General features: G+C 60.3%; 14 protein-coding genes and 2 pseudogenes. 8 read left to right on the top strand and 8 right to left on the bottom strand.

What is annotated here, in order from left to right:
• From ACG74X_RS15000 to ACG74X_RS14985, 4 genes are read left to right on the top strand one after another with little or no spacing between them, the layout of a single operon-like run.
• Positions 1-1686 carry an ABC transporter ATP-binding protein gene (locus tag ACG74X_RS15000; RefSeq protein ID WP_411235878.1) on the top strand — a complete coding sequence of 562 codons (1686 nt, stop codon included), beginning with the start codon at positions 1-3 and terminating at the stop codon, positions 1684-1686.
• On the top strand, positions 1683-2855 hold the full coding sequence (locus ACG74X_RS14995) for a M20 aminoacylase family protein (protein ID WP_411235877.1): 1173 nt from the start codon (positions 1683-1685) through the stop codon (positions 2853-2855). Before ACG74X_RS15000 ends, ACG74X_RS14995 begins: the two co-directional genes overlap by 4 nt.
• A gap of 43 nt (positions 2856-2898) precedes the next feature.
• Positions 2899-4038 carry a M20/M25/M40 family metallo-hydrolase gene (locus ACG74X_RS14990; RefSeq protein WP_411235875.1) on the top strand — a complete coding sequence of 380 codons (1140 nt, stop codon included), beginning with the start codon at positions 2899-2901 and terminating at the stop codon, positions 4036-4038.
• A complete protein-coding gene (locus tag ACG74X_RS14985; protein WP_411235873.1) occupies positions 4038-5609 on the top strand; it encodes a gamma-glutamyltransferase in 1572 nt (523 codons plus the stop codon). The genes ACG74X_RS14990 and ACG74X_RS14985 overlap by 1 nt, the downstream gene beginning before the upstream one ends.
• 48 nt (positions 5610-5657) lie before the next feature.
• On the opposite strand, the gene ACG74X_RS14980 is transcribed toward ACG74X_RS14985, so the two are convergent.
• The 8 genes and pseudogenes from ACG74X_RS14980 to ACG74X_RS14945 form a co-directional block, all read right to left on the bottom strand.
• Complete coding sequence (locus tag ACG74X_RS14980) at positions 5658-6821, bottom strand: iron-containing alcohol dehydrogenase (protein ID WP_411235871.1); 1164 nt, start codon at positions 6819-6821, stop codon at positions 5658-5660.
• Between the two features lie 92 nt (positions 6822-6913).
• Positions 6914-8638: an extracellular solute-binding protein gene (locus ACG74X_RS14975; RefSeq protein WP_411235870.1), complete on the bottom strand. Its 1725-nt coding sequence runs from the start codon at positions 8636-8638 to the stop codon at positions 6914-6916.
• Positions 8639-8712: 74 nt separating this feature from the next.
• Complete coding sequence (locus tag ACG74X_RS14970; RefSeq protein WP_411235869.1) at positions 8713-8985, bottom strand: DUF2160 domain-containing protein; 273 nt, start codon at positions 8983-8985, stop codon at positions 8713-8715.
• Positions 8986-9100: 115 nt separating this feature from the next.
• Positions 9101-9907 (bottom strand): carbohydrate ABC transporter permease, encoded by an 807-nt coding sequence (locus tag ACG74X_RS14965; RefSeq protein ID WP_411235934.1) that lies wholly within the window; start codon positions 9905-9907, stop codon positions 9101-9103.
• A 47-nt stretch (positions 9908-9954) separates the two neighbouring features.
• Positions 9955-10830, bottom strand: coding sequence for a carbohydrate ABC transporter permease (locus ACG74X_RS14960; RefSeq protein WP_411235868.1), 876 nt, complete (start codon positions 10828-10830; stop codon positions 9955-9957).
• A complete protein-coding gene (locus ACG74X_RS14955) occupies positions 10830-11918 on the bottom strand; it encodes an ABC transporter ATP-binding protein (RefSeq protein WP_411235867.1) in 1089 nt (362 codons plus the stop codon). The genes ACG74X_RS14960 and ACG74X_RS14955 overlap by 1 nt, the downstream gene beginning before the upstream one ends.
• A gap of 10 nt (positions 11919-11928) precedes the next feature.
• Positions 11929-13017 carry an ABC transporter ATP-binding protein gene (locus ACG74X_RS14950; protein ID WP_411235865.1) on the bottom strand — a complete coding sequence of 363 codons (1089 nt, stop codon included), beginning with the start codon at positions 13015-13017 and terminating at the stop codon, positions 11929-11931.
• A gap of 692 nt (positions 13018-13709) precedes the next feature.
• Positions 13710-14045: pseudogene (locus tag ACG74X_RS14945) on the bottom strand (response regulator); the annotation flags it as partial.
• A gap of 174 nt (positions 14046-14219) precedes the next feature.
• Between ACG74X_RS14945 and ACG74X_RS14940 the strand changes: the two are divergent.
• The 4 genes and pseudogenes from ACG74X_RS14940 to ACG74X_RS14925 all read left to right on the top strand — a co-directional run bounded on the left by ACG74X_RS14940 (position 14220) and on the right by ACG74X_RS14925 (position 16695).
• Complete coding sequence (locus tag ACG74X_RS14940) at positions 14220-14609, top strand: PepSY domain-containing protein (RefSeq protein WP_411235864.1); 390 nt, start codon at positions 14220-14222, stop codon at positions 14607-14609.
• Between the two features lie 265 nt (positions 14610-14874).
• Complete coding sequence (locus ACG74X_RS14935) at positions 14875-15345, top strand: DUF2271 domain-containing protein (RefSeq protein WP_411235863.1); 471 nt, start codon at positions 14875-14877, stop codon at positions 15343-15345.
• A 22-nt stretch (positions 15346-15367) separates the two neighbouring features.
• Positions 15368-16567, top strand: a pseudogene (locus ACG74X_RS14930) (PepSY-associated TM helix domain-containing protein).
• Positions 16564-16695 carry a hypothetical protein gene (locus ACG74X_RS14925; protein WP_411235862.1) on the top strand — a complete coding sequence of 44 codons (132 nt, stop codon included), beginning with the start codon at positions 16564-16566 and terminating at the stop codon, positions 16693-16695. Before ACG74X_RS14930 ends, ACG74X_RS14925 begins: the two are co-directional and overlap by 4 nt.
• Positions 16696-16750: the final 55 nt, after the last annotated feature.

Genomic DNA, 16750 nt, shown 5'->3' with positions numbered 1-16750 from the left:
ATGGAGTTCAAATCCCGCGATTTCAGCGACGCGCGCCAGATCCTCAAGATCCGCAACCTCAAGGTCGGGCTGACCGATAGGGCCGAGGCCGCCCCAGTGCTGAACGAGATCGACCTTGATATCCGGGCGGGCGAAACTCATTGCCTTGTGGGTGAAAGCGGATCTGGCAAATCCGTGACATCTCTGGCGGTGATGGATCTTTTGCCCAAGGGCGCGCTTGAGGTGCAGGGCGGATTGATCGACCTTGAAGGCTTTGACATCACCAAGGCCACAGCGGCGCAAATGCGTGACCTGCGCGCGCGGCGCATCGCGATGATCTTTCAGGAACCGATGACCGCGCTCAACCCGGTGTTGCGCGTCGGCGAACAGATCGAGGAAGTGCTGAATATGCACACCGATCTGAGGAACGCCGAGGCCAAGGCACGCACGCTCGACATCATGGATCAGGTGCATCTGCCGGATGTGAAACGCATCTATTCCGCCTTCCCGCACCAGCTTTCGGGCGGCCAGCGTCAGCGCATCATGATCGCCATGGCGCTGGTGCTCGACCCCGATCTGTTGATCGCGGACGAACCCACAACCGCGCTTGATGTCACAACGCAGTTGCAAATCCTCAAACTGATCGCCGAGATGCAGGAACGCCATGGCACCGCCGTTCTGTTTATCACGCACGACATGGGCGTGGTGGCCGAGATTGCCGATACCGTCAGCGTGATGCAGCATGGCCGCATCGTTGAACGCGCGCCGATCCGGGATTTGCTGACCGATCCGCAAGAGGACTATACTCAAAAGCTTCTACGCGCCGTGCCGAACCTTGCGCCACGCGCCGCACGCGCCGGAACGTCCGCAAAAGATGTGATCGCGGTTGATCGGCTGGACATGACCTATGGCGGCGGCGGGTTTTTCCGCAAATCCGAAGGCGTCAAGGCGGCACAGGACGTGTCATTCACAATCGCGCCGGGCCGCACCCTGGGCATCGTTGGCGAAAGCGGGTCCGGCAAATCGACCGTCGCGCGCTGCATCATGCGGTTGATCGACCCGACAGCGGGCCAGGTCACGGTGGCCGGGACCGAGATCGCACAGCTCAGCCGTCGCCAGTTGCAGCCGCATCGCAAGCATTTCCAGATCGTGTTCCAGGACCCGTACCGCTCGCTCAATCCGCGCTGGACCGTGGCGCGCAGCCTGTGTGAAGGGCCGATCAATTTCGGCACCCCGCGCGAAGAGGCAATGGCGCAAGCCGCCGAGTTGATGGAGCTGGTCGATCTGCCGCGCGATGCGCTGGACCGCTATCCCCATCAGTTCTCCGGCGGGCAACGCCAGCGCATCGCCATCGCCCGTGCCGTTGCCATGAGGCCAGATCTGCTGGTCGCCGATGAAGCGGTGTCGGCGCTTGATGTGTCTGTGCAGGCCCAAGTGCTGGACCTGCTCGACGATATACAGGCGCGGTTCGGCGTTGCCATGCTGTTCATCACCCACGACCTGCGCGTTGCCGCCCAGATCTGTGATGAGGTGCTGGTCATGCAAAAAGGGCATGTCGTGGAACACGGGCCAGCCGGTGAAGTGCTGGCCCAGCCCCGTCATGACTACACCCGCAACCTGATCGAAGCTGCCCCCGGCCGCCATTGGGATTTTGCCAATTTCCGCGCGCTGACCGCAGCCCCCGCATTTCAAGGAGCCACCCCATGAGCGTTATCCCCAAGATCGAAGCCTTCGCAAATGACCTGACCGAAATCCGCCGCGATTTTCACGCCCATCCCGAGCTTGGCTTTGAAGAGGTTCGCACCTCGGGCATCGTGGCCGAAAGGCTGCGCAGTTATGGCGTGGACGAGGTGCATGAGGGGCTTGGCGGCACCGGCGTGGTGGCGGTGATCAAAGGCAAAGGCGGCGGCAATCGCCGGGTCGGCCTGCGCGCCGATATGGATGCGCTGCCCATCGAGGAAGCGACGGGTGTGCCCTATGCCTCGACCAATCCGGGGCGGATGCACGCCTGCGGGCATGACGGGCACACCACGATGCTGCTCGGGGCCGCCCGCTATCTGGCCGACACGCGCGATTTCGACGGCACAGCGGTACTGATCTTTCAACCTGCCGAAGAAGGGCTGGGTGGCGCGCGGCGCATGATCGCCGAAGGTTTGTTTGAGAAATTCCCGTGCGACGAGATCTACGGGATGCACAACGATCCCAACATGGAGCCGGGGCAAGTGCGCGTCACACCCGGCCCCGCGATGGCAGGCGCGATGTTTTTTGACATCACCGTCAAGGGCAAGGGCAGCCACGCCGCCATGCCGCACCAGTCGCGCGACCCGATCGTGATTGGCACCGCGCTGGTGCAACAGGTTCAAAGCGTGGTCAGCCGCAACACCCCGCCCACCAAGCCGATCGTGTTGTCGGTGACGAAATTCAACGCGGGGTCTGCCTATAACGTGGTGCCCGACAGCGCGACGATTGCAGGCACGATCCGCTATTTTCACGACGATGTGTGCGACATGGCCGAGGCACGCCTGCGCGAATTGTGCGACGGCATGGCCCGCGCCTACGGGGTCGAGATCACGGTGGATCTGCGCAATATCTTTGACGTGTTGATCAACGACCCGGACCTGTCTGCCGCCTATGTCGATGCGGCCTCTGGGGTCGTCGGTGCGGACAACTCTGCCCTGTCCGAAGATCAGGCCACCGGGTCCGAGGATTTCGCCGACATGCTCAGGGTTATTCCAGGGGCCTATTGCTGGGTCGGTCACGCGGGCAATGTGCCGTTGCACAATCCGGGTTTTGTGCTGGATGACGCGATCCTGCCAGTGGGGGCCTCGATCTATGCCCGCATCATCGAGACGCGTCTGCCCAAAACCACCGCCTGATTTCGCTCATTCCGCAACGCGCCGCCCCAAGGACAAGACCACCATGACCAATCCGCTCGACCTTCCTTTCGACACCGGGGAAATGCTGACCGGGCTCAAGCCCTGGATCGAAACCGAAAGCCCCACCTTTGATGCCGTTGCCGTCAACCGCATGATGGATATCGCGCAGCACGAGATGGCCGCGATGGGCGCGCGGGTGGAGCGTATTCCGGGCCGCGACGGGCTGGGCGACAGTGTTCGCGCAACGATGCCGCATCCCCGGGCGGGCGAGGGCGGTATCCTGCTGCTGGGGCATCTGGACACGGTGCATCCTGTCGGCACATTGGCCAAGCTGCCGTACAAGCACGAGGGTGATATTTGCTATGGCCCCGGTCTGATGGACATGAAAGGCGGCAATTACGTCTATCTTGATGCACTGCGAAAGATCCTTGCCGCAGGCATTGAAACGCCGCTGCCGGTCACTGTCCTGTTCACGCCCGACGAAGAGATCGGCACACCCCTGACCCGTCCCCTGATCGAGGAAGAGGCCAAGCGGCACAAGTATATCCTTGTCCCCGAACCCGCGCGCCCCGATGGCGGTGCCGTGATCGGACGCTACGCCATCGCGCGCTTCAACCTGCAAACGCGCGGAACGCCCAGCCATGCGGGTTGGGCGCTGGCCGATGGCCGCTCTGCCATCGCCGCGATGGCACAGAAGGTGGCCGAGATCGAGGTCATGACCACCGAGGATTGCACCTTTTCAGTCGGTGTCTTTCACGCCGGGCAATGGGTGAATTGCGTGTCGTCGGTTTGCGATGCCGAGGTGTTGACCATGGCCAAGACGCAAGAGCTTTTGGACGAGGGCGTGGACAAGATGATGGCGCTCAACGACGACAGCGGCGAGGTGATCATGGAAGTTCGGCGCGGCGTCACCCGGCCCGTTTGGGAGCCGGAGCAGCCGGGCACGATGGCGATGCTGGCCCTCGCCCAAGACATCGCGGGCGACATCGGGTTCGAGATCACCGGCAGTTCCGCCGGGGGCGGATCGGACGGTAATTTCACCGGGTTCCTGGGCCTGCCGACGCTCGATTCCATCGGCGTGCGCGGCAGGGATCTGCATACGCTGAACGAACATATCTTCGTCGACAGCCTTGTGGAGCGGGCAAAGCTGGCCGCCGGGCTTTACTGTCGTTTGGGGGCGTAATGTCGGACGCGCTGTCGCGGACGATGGAGATCCGCAAACACGTCGTCGAAACGGACCGGGGCGTGGTCGCCTCCCAACACCGGCAGGCGTCCGAGGCCGGGGCAGATGTGCTGCGGGCAGGCGGCGATGCGGTGGATGCGGCTGTTGCCTGCGGCTTTGTCTGCAGCGTGCTGGAGCCCTGGATGTCCGGCCCGGCGGGTGGCGGCGCCGCGATGCACTGGCGCGCCGATACCGGCACGGCACATGCGCTCAATTTCGGCATGCGGTCCCCTGCCGCGCTTCGGATCGAGGATTTCCCACTGTCCGGCGAAGGCATCGCGGGCGATCTGTTCCCTTGGGACCGTGTGGTCGAGGATCGCAATATCATGGGGGCCAAAGCCGTCGCTGTGCCAGCAATGGTCGATGGTCACGCAACGGCGCACGAGCGCTGGGGCAAGATGCCATGGGCCGATCTGCTGGCCCCGGCGATTGCCCATGCCCGCCAAGGCATGGCGATTGACTGGTACGCGTCGCTGATCATCGCAAGCGCCACCCGTGATCTGGCGCGCGACCCGGATGCCGCGGCGCTGTTCCTGCTTGATGGGCACTGGCCGCGTCCGGTGTCGTGGACAGCGCAGACAACAGACCGCATCGACCAAAGCCGCATGGCGGACAGTCTGGACATCATCGCACGCGACGGGGCCGCAGCCCTGCACGGTGGCGATCTGGGACGGGCGCTGGCACAGGACGTGCGCGACAAGGGCGGGTATCTGAGCGATGCCGACCTCAGCGACGCGTGCGCAGAGTTTCACACGCCCTTGACGGTGCCTTATCGCGATGCGCTTTTCCACGTCATGCCCGGGCTGACGGCGGGGCCAACCTTTGCCAAGACGATGGCCCATCTTGCGCAGTCGCACCTGCCCGCAGACCCGGATCAGGCCTATCCCGCCTATGCCCGCGCGTTGCAGGCGGCCTATGAACACCGGATCAACCACATGGGCCATGATGGCGAACCGTCCGACACGCCCGGTTGCACCACGCATTTCTCTGTCGTCGACAGCGACGGAAACATGGTTGCGCATACCCAGACCCTGTTGTCGATTTTCGGCGCGCGCGTGGTGTCGCCGTCAACAGGGTTTTTGTTGAACAACGGGATCATGTGGTTCGATCCGGTTCAGGGGCGGCCCAATTCGCTTGGGCCCGGCAAGACGTGCCTGATGAATGTCTGTCCTGTGCTTGGACAGGCGCAGGGCACCAGGTTTGCGCTTGGGGCCTCTGGCGGACGCAAAATCGTCGCGGCGGTGGCGCAGCTTGCCTCATTCCTGACCGACTATGAGCTGGGACTGGAAGACGCGTTTCATCGTCCGCGCATTGACGTGTCGGGGGCGGGTGCCATCACCGCCAACGCGACACTTCCCGAACCCGTGCTGACCGCACTCAAGCGGATCGCACCGCTTGGTATGGCACGGCCCTCCATGCTGCCCTATTCTTTCGCCTGCCCGGCGGGTGTTCTGGATACGGGGCGCGCGCGGTTCGGCATGACGGAACCAACAACCGCCTGGGGCGACGCCGTCGCAGCGCAGTCCGACTGACGCCATAACGCAATACGCACCCGCCTTAGCCCGATCCAGATCACCGCGCTATCGCGGCACAGCCCAACCGCAAAGCGCATCTGTCAGAATCGCGTTGAAATCCGCCTCATCAGGCGGAACCGGATTGAATTTTGACGATGACGCAGCGCGCGCGGCCATGGCAATGGGTTCGATATCGTCGGGCGATACACCCAACGCCACCAGATCACGAAGACCAAGACGCGCAAAGAACGGCCCCAACGCCGCAGGCGCGTCATCCGGCGTCACATCCAGCGCCGCGCCGATCCACCCATAGACCTGCGCGATTTTTTCCGCCGCCGGGCCGCCATGTGAGACAGCCCGCGCGTTATACGCCAGAACATGGGGCAGGAGGGCCGCGCAAACCGCGCCATGGGGGGCGGCAGTGTGACTGCCGATCACACCGGCCAGACCATGCACCGCACCCAGCCCCGCATTGGCCAATGTGATGCCGCCCACAAGGCTGGTCAGGGCCATGTCATCCCGCGCGCCGGGATCTTCGCCTTGGGCAAGCCGGACAATCGCGGTCAGTCCGCGTGGGATCGCATCGCGGCACAGCGCATCGGTCAAGGGCGAGGCATTGACGCTCAGATACGGCTCGATCACTTGCGTGATCGCATCCAGACCGCTTGAAAACGTCACCTGCGCCGGGGTTTGGTCGGTCAAGGACGGGTCCACAAAGGCGATGTCCGGCACCATCCTGGGGTCTCTGAGGCTGACCTTTTTGCGGGCATCGGGAACACCGATCACGGCGTTTTTTGTAACCTCTGATCCGGTGCCCGCGGTGGTGGGAAGTGCGATCAACGGCAGCGGGTCAGCCTCAAGCGCGCGGCCTTCTCCGACGCTTTCAAGATAGGCGCGCGTCGCGCCCTGCGCCGGGACAAGGGCGGCCACCGCCTTGGCCAGATCCATCGTGGCCCCGCCACCCAGTGCAATCACAACACCGGGCCGGGCGTCACGTGCCAGTGACAGCGCCGCATCGACATCGTCAATCTCGGGTTCCCGCGCGCAGGCAATCGTCGTGATCCGACACCCGGCTTCACTCAGATCCTCAAGAAGCCATCGGGCACGCTCTGCCGATTTGCCATGCACCAACAGCGCAGAGCCGGAGATCCTGGCGGCCGCCTGCGCCGCGCCGCGTGCGATCCCGCGTCCAAACCTTATTTCTGTGGCGGTTGCGAAGCCGAAATGCATGGCAGCCTCTTACATATGTGCGAAACGAAAAGGGGCGGACCAACGCCGCCCCTTTGTGCCAGACCAGTCGCCACAGGCGACCGGGCATGGGCCTAGTTCTGCCAGCTTTCGATCAGCTCGTCATAGGACACGGTGATTGGCTCTTCGTCCTCGTTTTCCAACTTGGGGAAGGGTGCCCCGGGCTGTTCGAACCAATAATCCGCATCCCGCTCTTCGTTCATGACCGGACCAAGATCGCCCTGAACACCAGCGCGTTCAAGACGCTCCATCACGGCTTCTTGAGCTTCACACAAGGAATCCAGCGCTTCCTGAGCGGTCTTTTGACCGGACATGGCATCGCCAATATTCTGCCACCAAAGCTGTGCCAGACGTGGATAGTCGGGCACGTTGGTGCCGGTTGGCGACCAGGCAACGCGCGCGGGCGAGCGATAGAACTCGACCAGACCCCCCAGCTTGTCTTTACGTTCGGTAAAGCTCTCGTGGTTGATCGAACTGTCGCGAATGAAGGTCAGACCGACATGAGACTTTTTCACATCGGCCGTTTTGGACGTGACAAACTGCGCATAGAGCCACGCCGCCTTTGCCCGATCCTCTGGGGTGGATTTCATCAGCGTCCAAGATCCCACATCCTGATAGCCGACCTTCTGACCCTCTTTCCAGTAAACACCGTGAGGCGAGGGGGCCATGCGCCACTTGGGGGTGCCATCCTCGTTCATCACCGGCAGGCCGGGTTCAACCGTGGCGGCGGTGAAGGTGGTGTACCAGAACATCTGCTGGGCCACATTGCCCTGAGCCGGGATTGGACCCGCTTCCGAGAATGTCATGCCAGCAGCGGCCGGAGGGGTGTATTTCTCAAGCCATTCAATCGCCTTGTTCACAGCATAGACCGCAGCCGGGGAATTGGTCGCCCCGCCACGCGCCACACAAGAGCCGACGGGCTGTGAATTTTCATTCACCCGGATGCCCCACTCATCCACCGGCAGACCGTTGGGTTCACCCACATCGCCCATACCCGCCATGGACATCCACGCGTCCGTATAGCGCCAGCCAAGGCTTGGGTCTTTCTTGCCGTAATCCATGTTGCCAAAGACTTCGCCCTCGACCCCCAGATGGCTCAGGTCGCGCCCGGTAAAGAATTCCGCGATGTCCTCATAGGCCGCCCAGTTGACCGGCACGCCCAGCTCATAGCCGAACTGTTCCTGAAAATCGGCCTTGTTCTTTTCGTCGTTGAACCAATCGTAACGGAACCAATACAGGTTCGCGAATTGCTGATCCGGCAGCTGGTAGAGTTTGCCATCAGGACCGGTGGTGAACTGAAGGCCAATAAAATCGTCCAGATCGAGCGTCGGCGAGGTCACATCGGCACCTTCGCCCGCCATCCAGTCGGTCAGGTTGCGCACCTGCTGATAGCGCCAATGCGTGCCGATCAGATCGCTGTCGTTGACATAGGCGTCATAGACGTTTTCGCCCGTCTGCATCTGAGTCTGCAGCTTTTCCACCACATCGCCTTCGCCAATCAGGTCATGCGTGATGTTGATGCCGGTAATGGCGCTGAATGCCGGGGCAAGCACCTGGCTTTCATATTCATGTGTGGTGATGGTTTCAGAAACCACATTGATCGACATCCCCTGAAACGGGGCCGCCGCATCAATGAACCATTGCATCTCGGCTTCCTGCTCTTCCCGCGACAGCGCGGACAGCCCGTTGATTTCGGTATCAAGAAACTCCATCGCGGCCTCCATATCCGCGAAAGACGGCGACGCCAGAAGCCCCGCCACCACGGCAAGAGCCGTGGTCGATTTGAGTGACATGTGCATGTAAGTCCTCCCTAAACAGACTTCGATTTGGAACCGGGGGCATGTCGGCCGCCCCGGCCTCTTGGTGCGCGGCGTCAGACGTATCTGAAAACCAGCGCGGCGTAGACGGCGCAAACCAACAGCGCCCACCATTGGGCAATGTCGGTCAGGCCGAGCCATGCGATATTGATAAACGCCGACCCCAGCAGCGAGATAAACAACCGATCCCCCCGCGTGGTTTCGATCCGCAAAATTCCCATGCGCGGGGTTTCAGGAAACTTGATCGCAAGGATCGTAAAGGTGATGAGCAGCGACGCGATGACCATGAAGAAGATCGCCGTCGGCCATGTCCATGCCATCCAGTCCATCAGCACACCTCCCGTTGAACACAGGCGTCCCCGAGCGTGAGCCGGGGATCTCTGACCAAAAAGATCCTCGGGTCAGGCCCAAGGGTGACGTTGGAGAGGTTAAAATCGTCTTGCATCACACCCTCCCCAGGGCAAAGCCCTTGGCAATGTAGTTGCGGACAAAATAGATCACCAAGGCACCGGGAATGATGGTCAGAACCCCGGCGGCGGCAAGGACGCCCCAGTCGACGCCTGCGGCGCCTTGGGTACGGGTCATGATGGCGGCGATGGGTTTGGCATCCACGGTGGTCAATGTGCGGCTCAGCAGCAGTTCCACCCAGGAAAACATGAAGCAGAAGAACGCCGCGACCCCGATGCCGCTGGCAATCAGGGGCATGAAAATCTGCACAAAGAACCGGCCAAAGGAATAGCCGTCGATATAGGCGGTCTCGTCGATTTCCTTGGGCACGCCGCGCATGAAACCTTCGAGAATCCAGACCGCTAATGGCACGTTGAACAGGCAATGCGCCAAGGCCACGGCGATATGCGTGTCGAACAACCCGACCGAGGAATACAGCTGGAAAAACGGCAACGCGAACACCGCAGGCGGGGCCATGCGGTTGGTCAGCAGCCAAAAGAACAGATGCTTGTCACCCATGAAATGATAGCGGCTGAAGGCATAAGCCGCGGGCAGGGCGACAGCGAGCGAAATAATGGTGTTGATCACGACATAGATCAGCGAATTGACATAGCCCATATACCAGGCCGGGTCGGTAAAGATGGTCACATAATTCTGAACCGTCGGGTTCTGCGGCCAGAGCGAGAAGGACGACACGATCTCGGTGTTGGTCTTGAAGCTCATATTGATGAGCCAATAGATCGGCAGGAACAAAAACAGCAGATAGACCACCATGACAACGGTGGAGCCGCGCAGCTTTGGCATCGCCAGTCGCTTGCGGCGCACCGCAGTCCGGGCCACGATCGCGTCCGTCATCGCTTTGTCTCCGCTTTGTCCAAATTCGTCATGACCGTGTAAAACACCCAGGAAATCGCGAGGATCACGAGGAAATACATAAGCGAGAACGCCGCCGCCGGACCCAGATCGAACTGCCCCAGAGCCATCTTGACAAGGTCGATTGACAGGAAAGTGGTCGAACTGCCAGGGCCGCCGCCGGTCACGACAAACGGTTCGGTGTAGATCATGAAACTGTCCATGAACCGCAGCAGGACCGCGATCAGCAGCACGCCCATCATCTTGGGCAATTCGATATAGCGAAACACCGCCCAACGGCTGGCCTGATCAATCTTGGCCGCCTGATAATAGGCCTGCGGGATCGATTGCAGCCCGGCATAGGCCAGAAGCGCCACCAGCGAGGTCCAGTGCCACACATCCATGACTATGACCGTAACCCACGCATCGAACGGGTCTTGGGTGTAGTTGTAATCGACGCCAATCGCGGCCAGCGTGGCCCCCAGCAGGCCGATATCGACACGGCCGAACACCTGCCAGATCGTGCCGACCACATTCCACGGGATCAAAAGCGGAAGCGCCATGAGAACAAGGCAGACCGACACCCAGACGCCTTTCTTGGGCATACACAGCGCCACCAGAACGCCAAGCGGGATTTCAATGGCCAGAATAATGCCGGAAAAGGCCAACTGACGCTGCAAGGCGTTCCACATGCGGTCGTCGGTCAATAGATCTTCGAACCACATCAGACCGGCCCAAAAGAACTGGTTGTTGCCGAATGAATCCTGCACCGAATAGTTGACCACCGTCATCAGCGGGATCACAGCCGAGAACGCCACAAGGATCAAAACCGGAAGAACCAGGAACCACGCTTTTTGGTTGACGGTCTTTTCCATCACGCCCCCTTTTGTTCAAGTGGCGTCACCCGCCAGTCGTTTTGGTAGACATTCACACGCGCCGGATCGAACACCACGCGGGACATATCGGCACCGATCTCTTGGCCTTCGGGGACAATGACATTGATGTCCTGGCCGAACAGATCGGCGCGCACGATCTTGTGGCGGCCCACATCCTCGACCCGGCGCACCCGCACGGGCAATCCGGTGTCCGCATCGGTCAGCGTCACGAATTCGGGGCGCACGCCGATCTCGACTTTGCCGTCAAGCGCCGGATAGGTGCCGGCAAGCCCGACCTCGCCGGTCTCAAGGGCGGCGCGGTTGCCCAGCACCTGTGCCGGCACAAGGTTCATTCCGGGCGAGCCGATGAAATAGCCCACAAACGTGTGCTCCGGCGTATCAAAAAGCTGTTGCGGGGTGCCCATCTGAACAACGCGGCCTTCATGCATCACCACCACCTTGTCGGCAAAGGTGAGCGCCTCGGTCTGGTCATGCGTGACATAGATCATCGTGTGGCCGAATTGCTGATGCAGTTCCTTGAGCTGGGTGCGCAAGGCCCATTTCATATGCGGATCAATCACCGTCAGCGGCTCGTCGAACAGGATCGCGTTCACGTCTTCACGCACCATGCCGCGCCCCAATGAGATTTTCTGCTTGGCATCCGCCGTCAGACCGCGCGCGCGGCGGTCAAGTTCGGCCTCCATCCCGATCATGGCCCCGATGGTTTGCACCCGGTCCCGGATGTACTCGGCTGGCGCGCGGCGGTTTTTCAGCGGAAAGGCAAGGTTTTCGCGCACCGTCATCGTGTCGTAGACAACCGGAAACTGGAACACCTGCGCGATGTTGCGTTCGGCGGTAGTGGTGTCGGTCACATCCGTATCGCCAAACAGGATCTTGCCCTCAGACGGGTGCAACAGCCCGGATATAATGTTGAGAAGCGTGGATTTTCCACACCCCGACGCCCCCAACAGGGCATAGGCTTCGCCATCGTTCCAGACGTGGTTCATTTCCTTCAACGCCCAGTCATCCGGTGTGCTGGGTTTCGCCAGATAGGAATGCGCCAGATTGGACAGCGTGATCTGTGCCATGTGCCTCTCCTCAGGCGGCCAACGCGTAAGACGCCGGTGCCGCAAGACGGCCATCCTCGTCGAAGATGTAGATATGCGCGGGATCAAGATAGATGCTGATGTCCGCCCCCAACGTCAGATCCCGAACTCCGTGGATCAGACCGACCCAACGCTCGCCATGGTGGTCAATGTGAAGAAAGGTCTCTGATCCGGTGATCTCTGTCACCGCGATCTTGCAGGTAAATTCAAGCGCGTCGCCAGTGTGGCGCTCGATCTCAAGATGGTTGGGGCGAAACCCGGCGATGTAGCGGCCATCGGCCAGCGCGGCCAATCGGCCCTGCACGTCAAGGCGTTGCCCGTCCGCAAACGTGACCTGCGTTGCGGTCTTGGTTATGTTCAGGAAATTCATCGGCGGGTCGGAAAACACCCGCGCCGTTGTTGCGTCTTGCGGCTGGCGATACACCTCGGGTGTGGGGCCGAATTGCGTCACGCGCCCCTCCCATAGAGTGGCGGTGTGTCCCCCCAAAAGAAGCGCCTCTTCCGGTTCGGTAGTGGCGTAAACAAAGATCGACCCGGATTCCTCAAAGATCTTGGGGATCTCCATCCGCAGTTCTTCGCGCAGCTTATAGTCCAGATTGGCAAGCGGTTCATCCAGCAGGACAAGCCCCGCATCCTTGACCAGCGCCCGCGCCAGCGCGCAGCGCTGTTGCTGTCCACCGGACAATTCCAGTGGCTTGCGGTCAAGCATCGGCGTCAACTGCATCATATCCGCCGTTTTCCGGACTGCCGCGTCAATCTCAGCAGCCGATTTCCCCAACAGCTTCATCGGAGAGGCAATGTTGTCATAGACGGTCATAGACGGGTAGTTGATGAATTGCTGATACACCATCGCAACCCCACGATCCTGCACCCGCATCCCGGTCACATCGCGCCCGTTCCAGATCACCTGTCCGGTCGCTGGCACGTCAAGCCCCGCCATCAATCGCATCAAAGACGTCTTTCCAGACAGGGTGGGGCCCAGAAGGACATTCATGGTGCCCGCATTTAGGGTCAGATCCGTAGGATAGATATGGGTGGCGCCGTCGATCGTTTTTGACACGCCGTTCAGTTCCATTCCCATCTCTACTCTCTCCTCATTCCGCACAGACCTTTGTGCGACAGGGCCGTCATTTTTCATCACCCGATCAATCGCGGCGATCCGGTGCAGCCGATCAATGCAGAGGGATCAGAAAAGCCTCTGCCGGGGTATATCGTGCAGTCCGCTCCAGCCAAATGGAACCCTGTGCATTGTCCGCAACAGGTCCACGACCAACAGAAATGAAACCATCCGTGTCGCTTGGGGGCATCCGCCCAGTCCTCCCAATCGCTCAAAGCGTTGCGCACTTTCTTTCGTTTGTCAAAGCCACATTTTCTTTTTTGTTCACTATTGACCGCTAAGACCTTTTACACCGCAGGGCGGAAACGCTGTGTCGGAACTTCCTATTGGTGAGACTGGGAGCGGATTGATTTCAATGTGGTAGAGTTTTCAATTTACGAGACAGCCAAATATTTAGGCACTTAGGTATTTGGAAATGTCTTTCACAAACGGATGATCGTGTTCTGGAAATTTTCGCAACGCCGGGTCTGCGAGGGCGGGGGCCTCTGGCGTTGGATCATCACTATTGGTAGCCGTACTATGGTGTTTCCTACCTTGTTTCGTGGTTTGATTAAACCACCTGCGCATAGCTTGGCAGTTGAAACACAGCCTCGAACCCGTCCGTGCTGCCATGTGGCGGGGAGTGCAACGCGAGCGTTGCTTGCGCCCCATCGGCAATTGCCCGCATAACGTCGCGCAACGGCACCGACCCGTGCCGACAGTTCCGACAGATCGAAAGGCTTGAGCATGTAGTCGTCGGCACCGGCGTTCAGTCCGTCAATACGATCGCTGATCTGGTCCATCGCCGTAAGGATGATCACTGGTGTTACATCGCCCCGCTTTCTGAGCGTGCGCAGGAAAGGCTGTCCGCGACCGTCGGGCAACATCAGGTCAAGAAGGATCAAGTCATAGGTCGCTACATCCAGATATCCCTGTGCGCCATCCAGTCGCGTGGCCCAGTCGATGGAATGCCCATCCGCGATGATCTGATCGCGCACCGCCGCCCCCAGCACCGTATCGTCCTAAATTAGCAGCACACGCATATCTGTTTTTCCTGCTCCGTTTGTCGTCCTTCTATCACCTCTCAAGCTGAAGGACTCCTGAAGCAGAAATAATGCGTACTTCAGGTAGGTGTCAGGTCGACTAGGGATAACGCCACATCAACGCAAACTTTCGGAGATGGAACAATGAAGAAATACCTGATGGCTACAACGCTTTTGATTGGTGTTGGTGCGGCAGGTGTCGCTCTTGCCGATGACGACGATTGTCGGGTGCCGATGGCTGACTGGCAACCGCGCGAAGCCGTGCAGCAAATGGCCGAGGCGCAGGGCTGGACCGTGCGCCGGATCGAGACTGATGATGGTTGTTATGAAATCAAGGGCCGAGATGCCAATGGCCGTGAGATCGAGGTCGAGGTTGATCCTGCCACGCTCGCCGTAGTCGAGTTTGAGTACGAGGATGATGACGATGACGATGACGATTACCGTGGTCGCAACAATGCTGCGCCAGCCGGTTCAGCTGAGCCGCCTTCGAATGGGCTGTTTGCGCCGGACGCAGCGCCTGTCGTTCAGCAGTGATCCGAACTCGGATCACATGAGGCTTGGCCTTAGCGCAACCTGTCCTGGTGACCCTGGCTGCATTTGAAATTGGCGCATCAGCACTTTCATCCGCAAACCTCTCGATTTGATGGTTTGCTGATCGACCGCGTCGTCATCCCAAGCACGGCGGGGTCTTTTTCTGGCCAAACCTGACGCCTGGCTGAAGCAGTTTTCTGTTTCCTGTCAGGAACACATCAGCCCAATCCCACAGACAGGACAAGAAGTTAGAAAATGGAGATTACTGATGAAAACGCTGCTATCCGCCCTCGCGCTGACCGCCGCCCTGGCTGTTCCCGATCTGGCAATTGCCAAACCGGTTACCCTGACCGCAAACATGAACCAGTATGGCGGCGACGGAGCCTATCTCGCGCTTTATGTCACTGATGCAAACGGCACTTATATGGGCAGCCTTTGGATGGCGGGTGGCAAGTCCAAATACTACGAACACCTGAGCGACTGGTATCGTGCGACGGGCGGAAATACCGCCGAGATCAACGGCATCACCGGGGCCAGCGTTGGCGCGGGGCGGCAGTTGAAAATCACGCTCGACCTCGCGGATGCACTGTTTGACGCAGGCTATGAATTGCACATCGACGCGTCTGTTGAAGAGATGCGCGACAGCCCGTCCGAAGTGGTCGTTCCACTGACCACGACTGGCGCGGGTCAGTCGACAGCGGGCCGCCGCTACATCCGTGATTTCACCTACGACATGTAATTTTTCCGAAAGGAGCCTCGCAATGCTGCGTGCTCTGCACAAATTTCCTGTCCGGATCGCGGCCTTGCTGATCGTAATAATGACGCTCAGCGGGGCAGTGTTAAGCGTTCTTCCCGCACTGGAGACGGTGCAGTCCCCCGCGCAGACCGACCCAACGCTCACGGTTGCCACTCTGGCGGATCGCATCGCCATCGCATACCCTGGTGTCGAGCAAATCCGCCGCGCTCCGTCAGGTCAGATCACGGCGTTTTATTTTGAAGCCGGACAGCCCGGTGCAGTGGTCATCGACCCGGCCACTGGCGTCGGTGTTGCGGATTACGAGCCTTCCGCCTTTCAACGCTGGATGACCAACCTGCATCGTTCGCTGTTTCTGGATGACGCGGGGCGGCTTACGGCAGCGGCAGGGGCAGTGTCGCTTCTGGTGTTATCAATCACGGGTCTCATGCTGACAGCAAGGCGGGCAGGGGGCTGACGGCGTTTCTTCTCACGCCTGCGCGGCCCCTTGACAGGGCGGCTGCATGTCGAGGTGGCACGGCTGACTGTCGTCGGACTATTGCTCTCCTCAGCCACCGCACTGTTCATGACCGCGAGCACCTTTGATTTGCTCCCACACAGTAGCGCTCCCGCGTTCCCGACCGATATCAGCGGCCAGACCGGCGCGGTCCCCGGCACCATCGGATTGCTGCGTGACACGCCTGTGAACGCCTTGCGCGAACTGACCTTTCCCTATCCGAACGATCTCACCGACACCTTCAAGCTTAAAACCAATCTGGGCGAGGGATATCTGGATCAGGGAACCGGCGAAGTTCTGGTCTGGGCCGATGCAGGCACATGGCAACGCTTCAATGAAACGATCTACATGCTGCACACGGGACAAGGTCTGGCATGGCTTGGAATGATCCTCGGGGTGATGGCGCTCGGCGCGCCGTTCATGGCCGCTACCGGCGTGATACTCTGGGTGCAAGCGCGCCGTGCGCGCCCCCGGATTTCGGGAAATGTTGCTGCAGGGCAGGCCGACACGGTCCTACTGGTCGGCAGCGAAGGGAGGAGCACATGGGGCTTTGCCGCGACCCTGCATGAGGCGTTGACGCTGGCGGGACACAAGGTCCATGCGGCACCAATGTCGCAATTCGCGCCAAATCGGTATACGGCCCGAGGATCCGTTTGGCTTCGCAGCGTCGAACCCTGTCGCTTCTTGGGCAGATCAAAACCCGGCTCGTGATCTTGGATGATTTCCACCGCACATACAGCTTCAGGAAGCATCAGATGGTCGACTTCCAGAACTTCGTCCATCACCTGATCTCCAAGTACGACATTCGGGTCGTGCTCGCTGGCGCACCCCGTATCTGACGTTGGGCTATGGAAGACGAACAGACTCTCGGTCAGCCGGATCATTTGCAGTATC

It is taken from the genome of Marivita sp. S0852 (assembly GCF_046591575.1).
GTDB lineage: Bacteria > Pseudomonadota > Alphaproteobacteria > Rhodobacterales > Rhodobacteraceae > Marivita.
Note: the sequence above shows the minus strand (reverse complement) of the source record. Positions and strands in the feature narration are given on the sequence as shown.

What these genes read in the sequence shown, in the direction of transcription:
- ACG74X_RS15000 (WP_411235878.1), top strand. Translation starts at nt 1, where the DNA reads ATGGAGTTCAAATCCCGCGATTTCAGCGACGCGCGCCAGATCCTCAAG.
- ACG74X_RS14995 (WP_411235877.1), top strand. Translation starts at nt 1,683, where the DNA reads ATGAGCGTTATCCCCAAGATCGAAGCCTTCGCAAATGACCTGACCGAA.
- ACG74X_RS14990 (WP_411235875.1), top strand. Translation starts at nt 2,899, where the DNA reads ATGACCAATCCGCTCGACCTTCCTTTCGACACCGGGGAAATGCTGACC.
- ACG74X_RS14985 (WP_411235873.1), top strand. Translation starts at nt 4,038, where the DNA reads ATGTCGGACGCGCTGTCGCGGACGATGGAGATCCGCAAACACGTCGTC.
- ACG74X_RS14980 (WP_411235871.1), bottom strand. Translation starts at nt 6,821, where the DNA reads ATGCATTTCGGCTTCGCAACCGCCACAGAAATAAGGTTTGGACGCGGG.
- ACG74X_RS14975 (WP_411235870.1), bottom strand. Translation starts at nt 8,638, where the DNA reads ATGCACATGTCACTCAAATCGACCACGGCTCTTGCCGTGGTGGCGGGG.
- ACG74X_RS14970 (WP_411235869.1), bottom strand. Translation starts at nt 8,985, where the DNA reads ATGGACTGGATGGCATGGACATGGCCGACGGCGATCTTCTTCATGGTC.
- ACG74X_RS14965 (WP_411235934.1), bottom strand. Translation starts at nt 9,907, where the DNA reads ATGCCAAAGCTGCGCGGCTCCACCGTTGTCATGGTGGTCTATCTGCTG.
- ACG74X_RS14960 (WP_411235868.1), bottom strand. Translation starts at nt 10,830, where the DNA reads ATGGAAAAGACCGTCAACCAAAAAGCGTGGTTCCTGGTTCTTCCGGTT.
- ACG74X_RS14955 (WP_411235867.1), bottom strand. Translation starts at nt 11,918, where the DNA reads ATGGCACAGATCACGCTGTCCAATCTGGCGCATTCCTATCTGGCGAAA.
- ACG74X_RS14950 (WP_411235865.1), bottom strand. Translation starts at nt 13,017, where the DNA reads ATGGGAATGGAACTGAACGGCGTGTCAAAAACGATCGACGGCGCCACC.
- ACG74X_RS14940 (WP_411235864.1), top strand. Translation starts at nt 14,220, where the DNA reads ATGAAGAAATACCTGATGGCTACAACGCTTTTGATTGGTGTTGGTGCG.
- ACG74X_RS14935 (WP_411235863.1), top strand. Translation starts at nt 14,875, where the DNA reads ATGAAAACGCTGCTATCCGCCCTCGCGCTGACCGCCGCCCTGGCTGTT.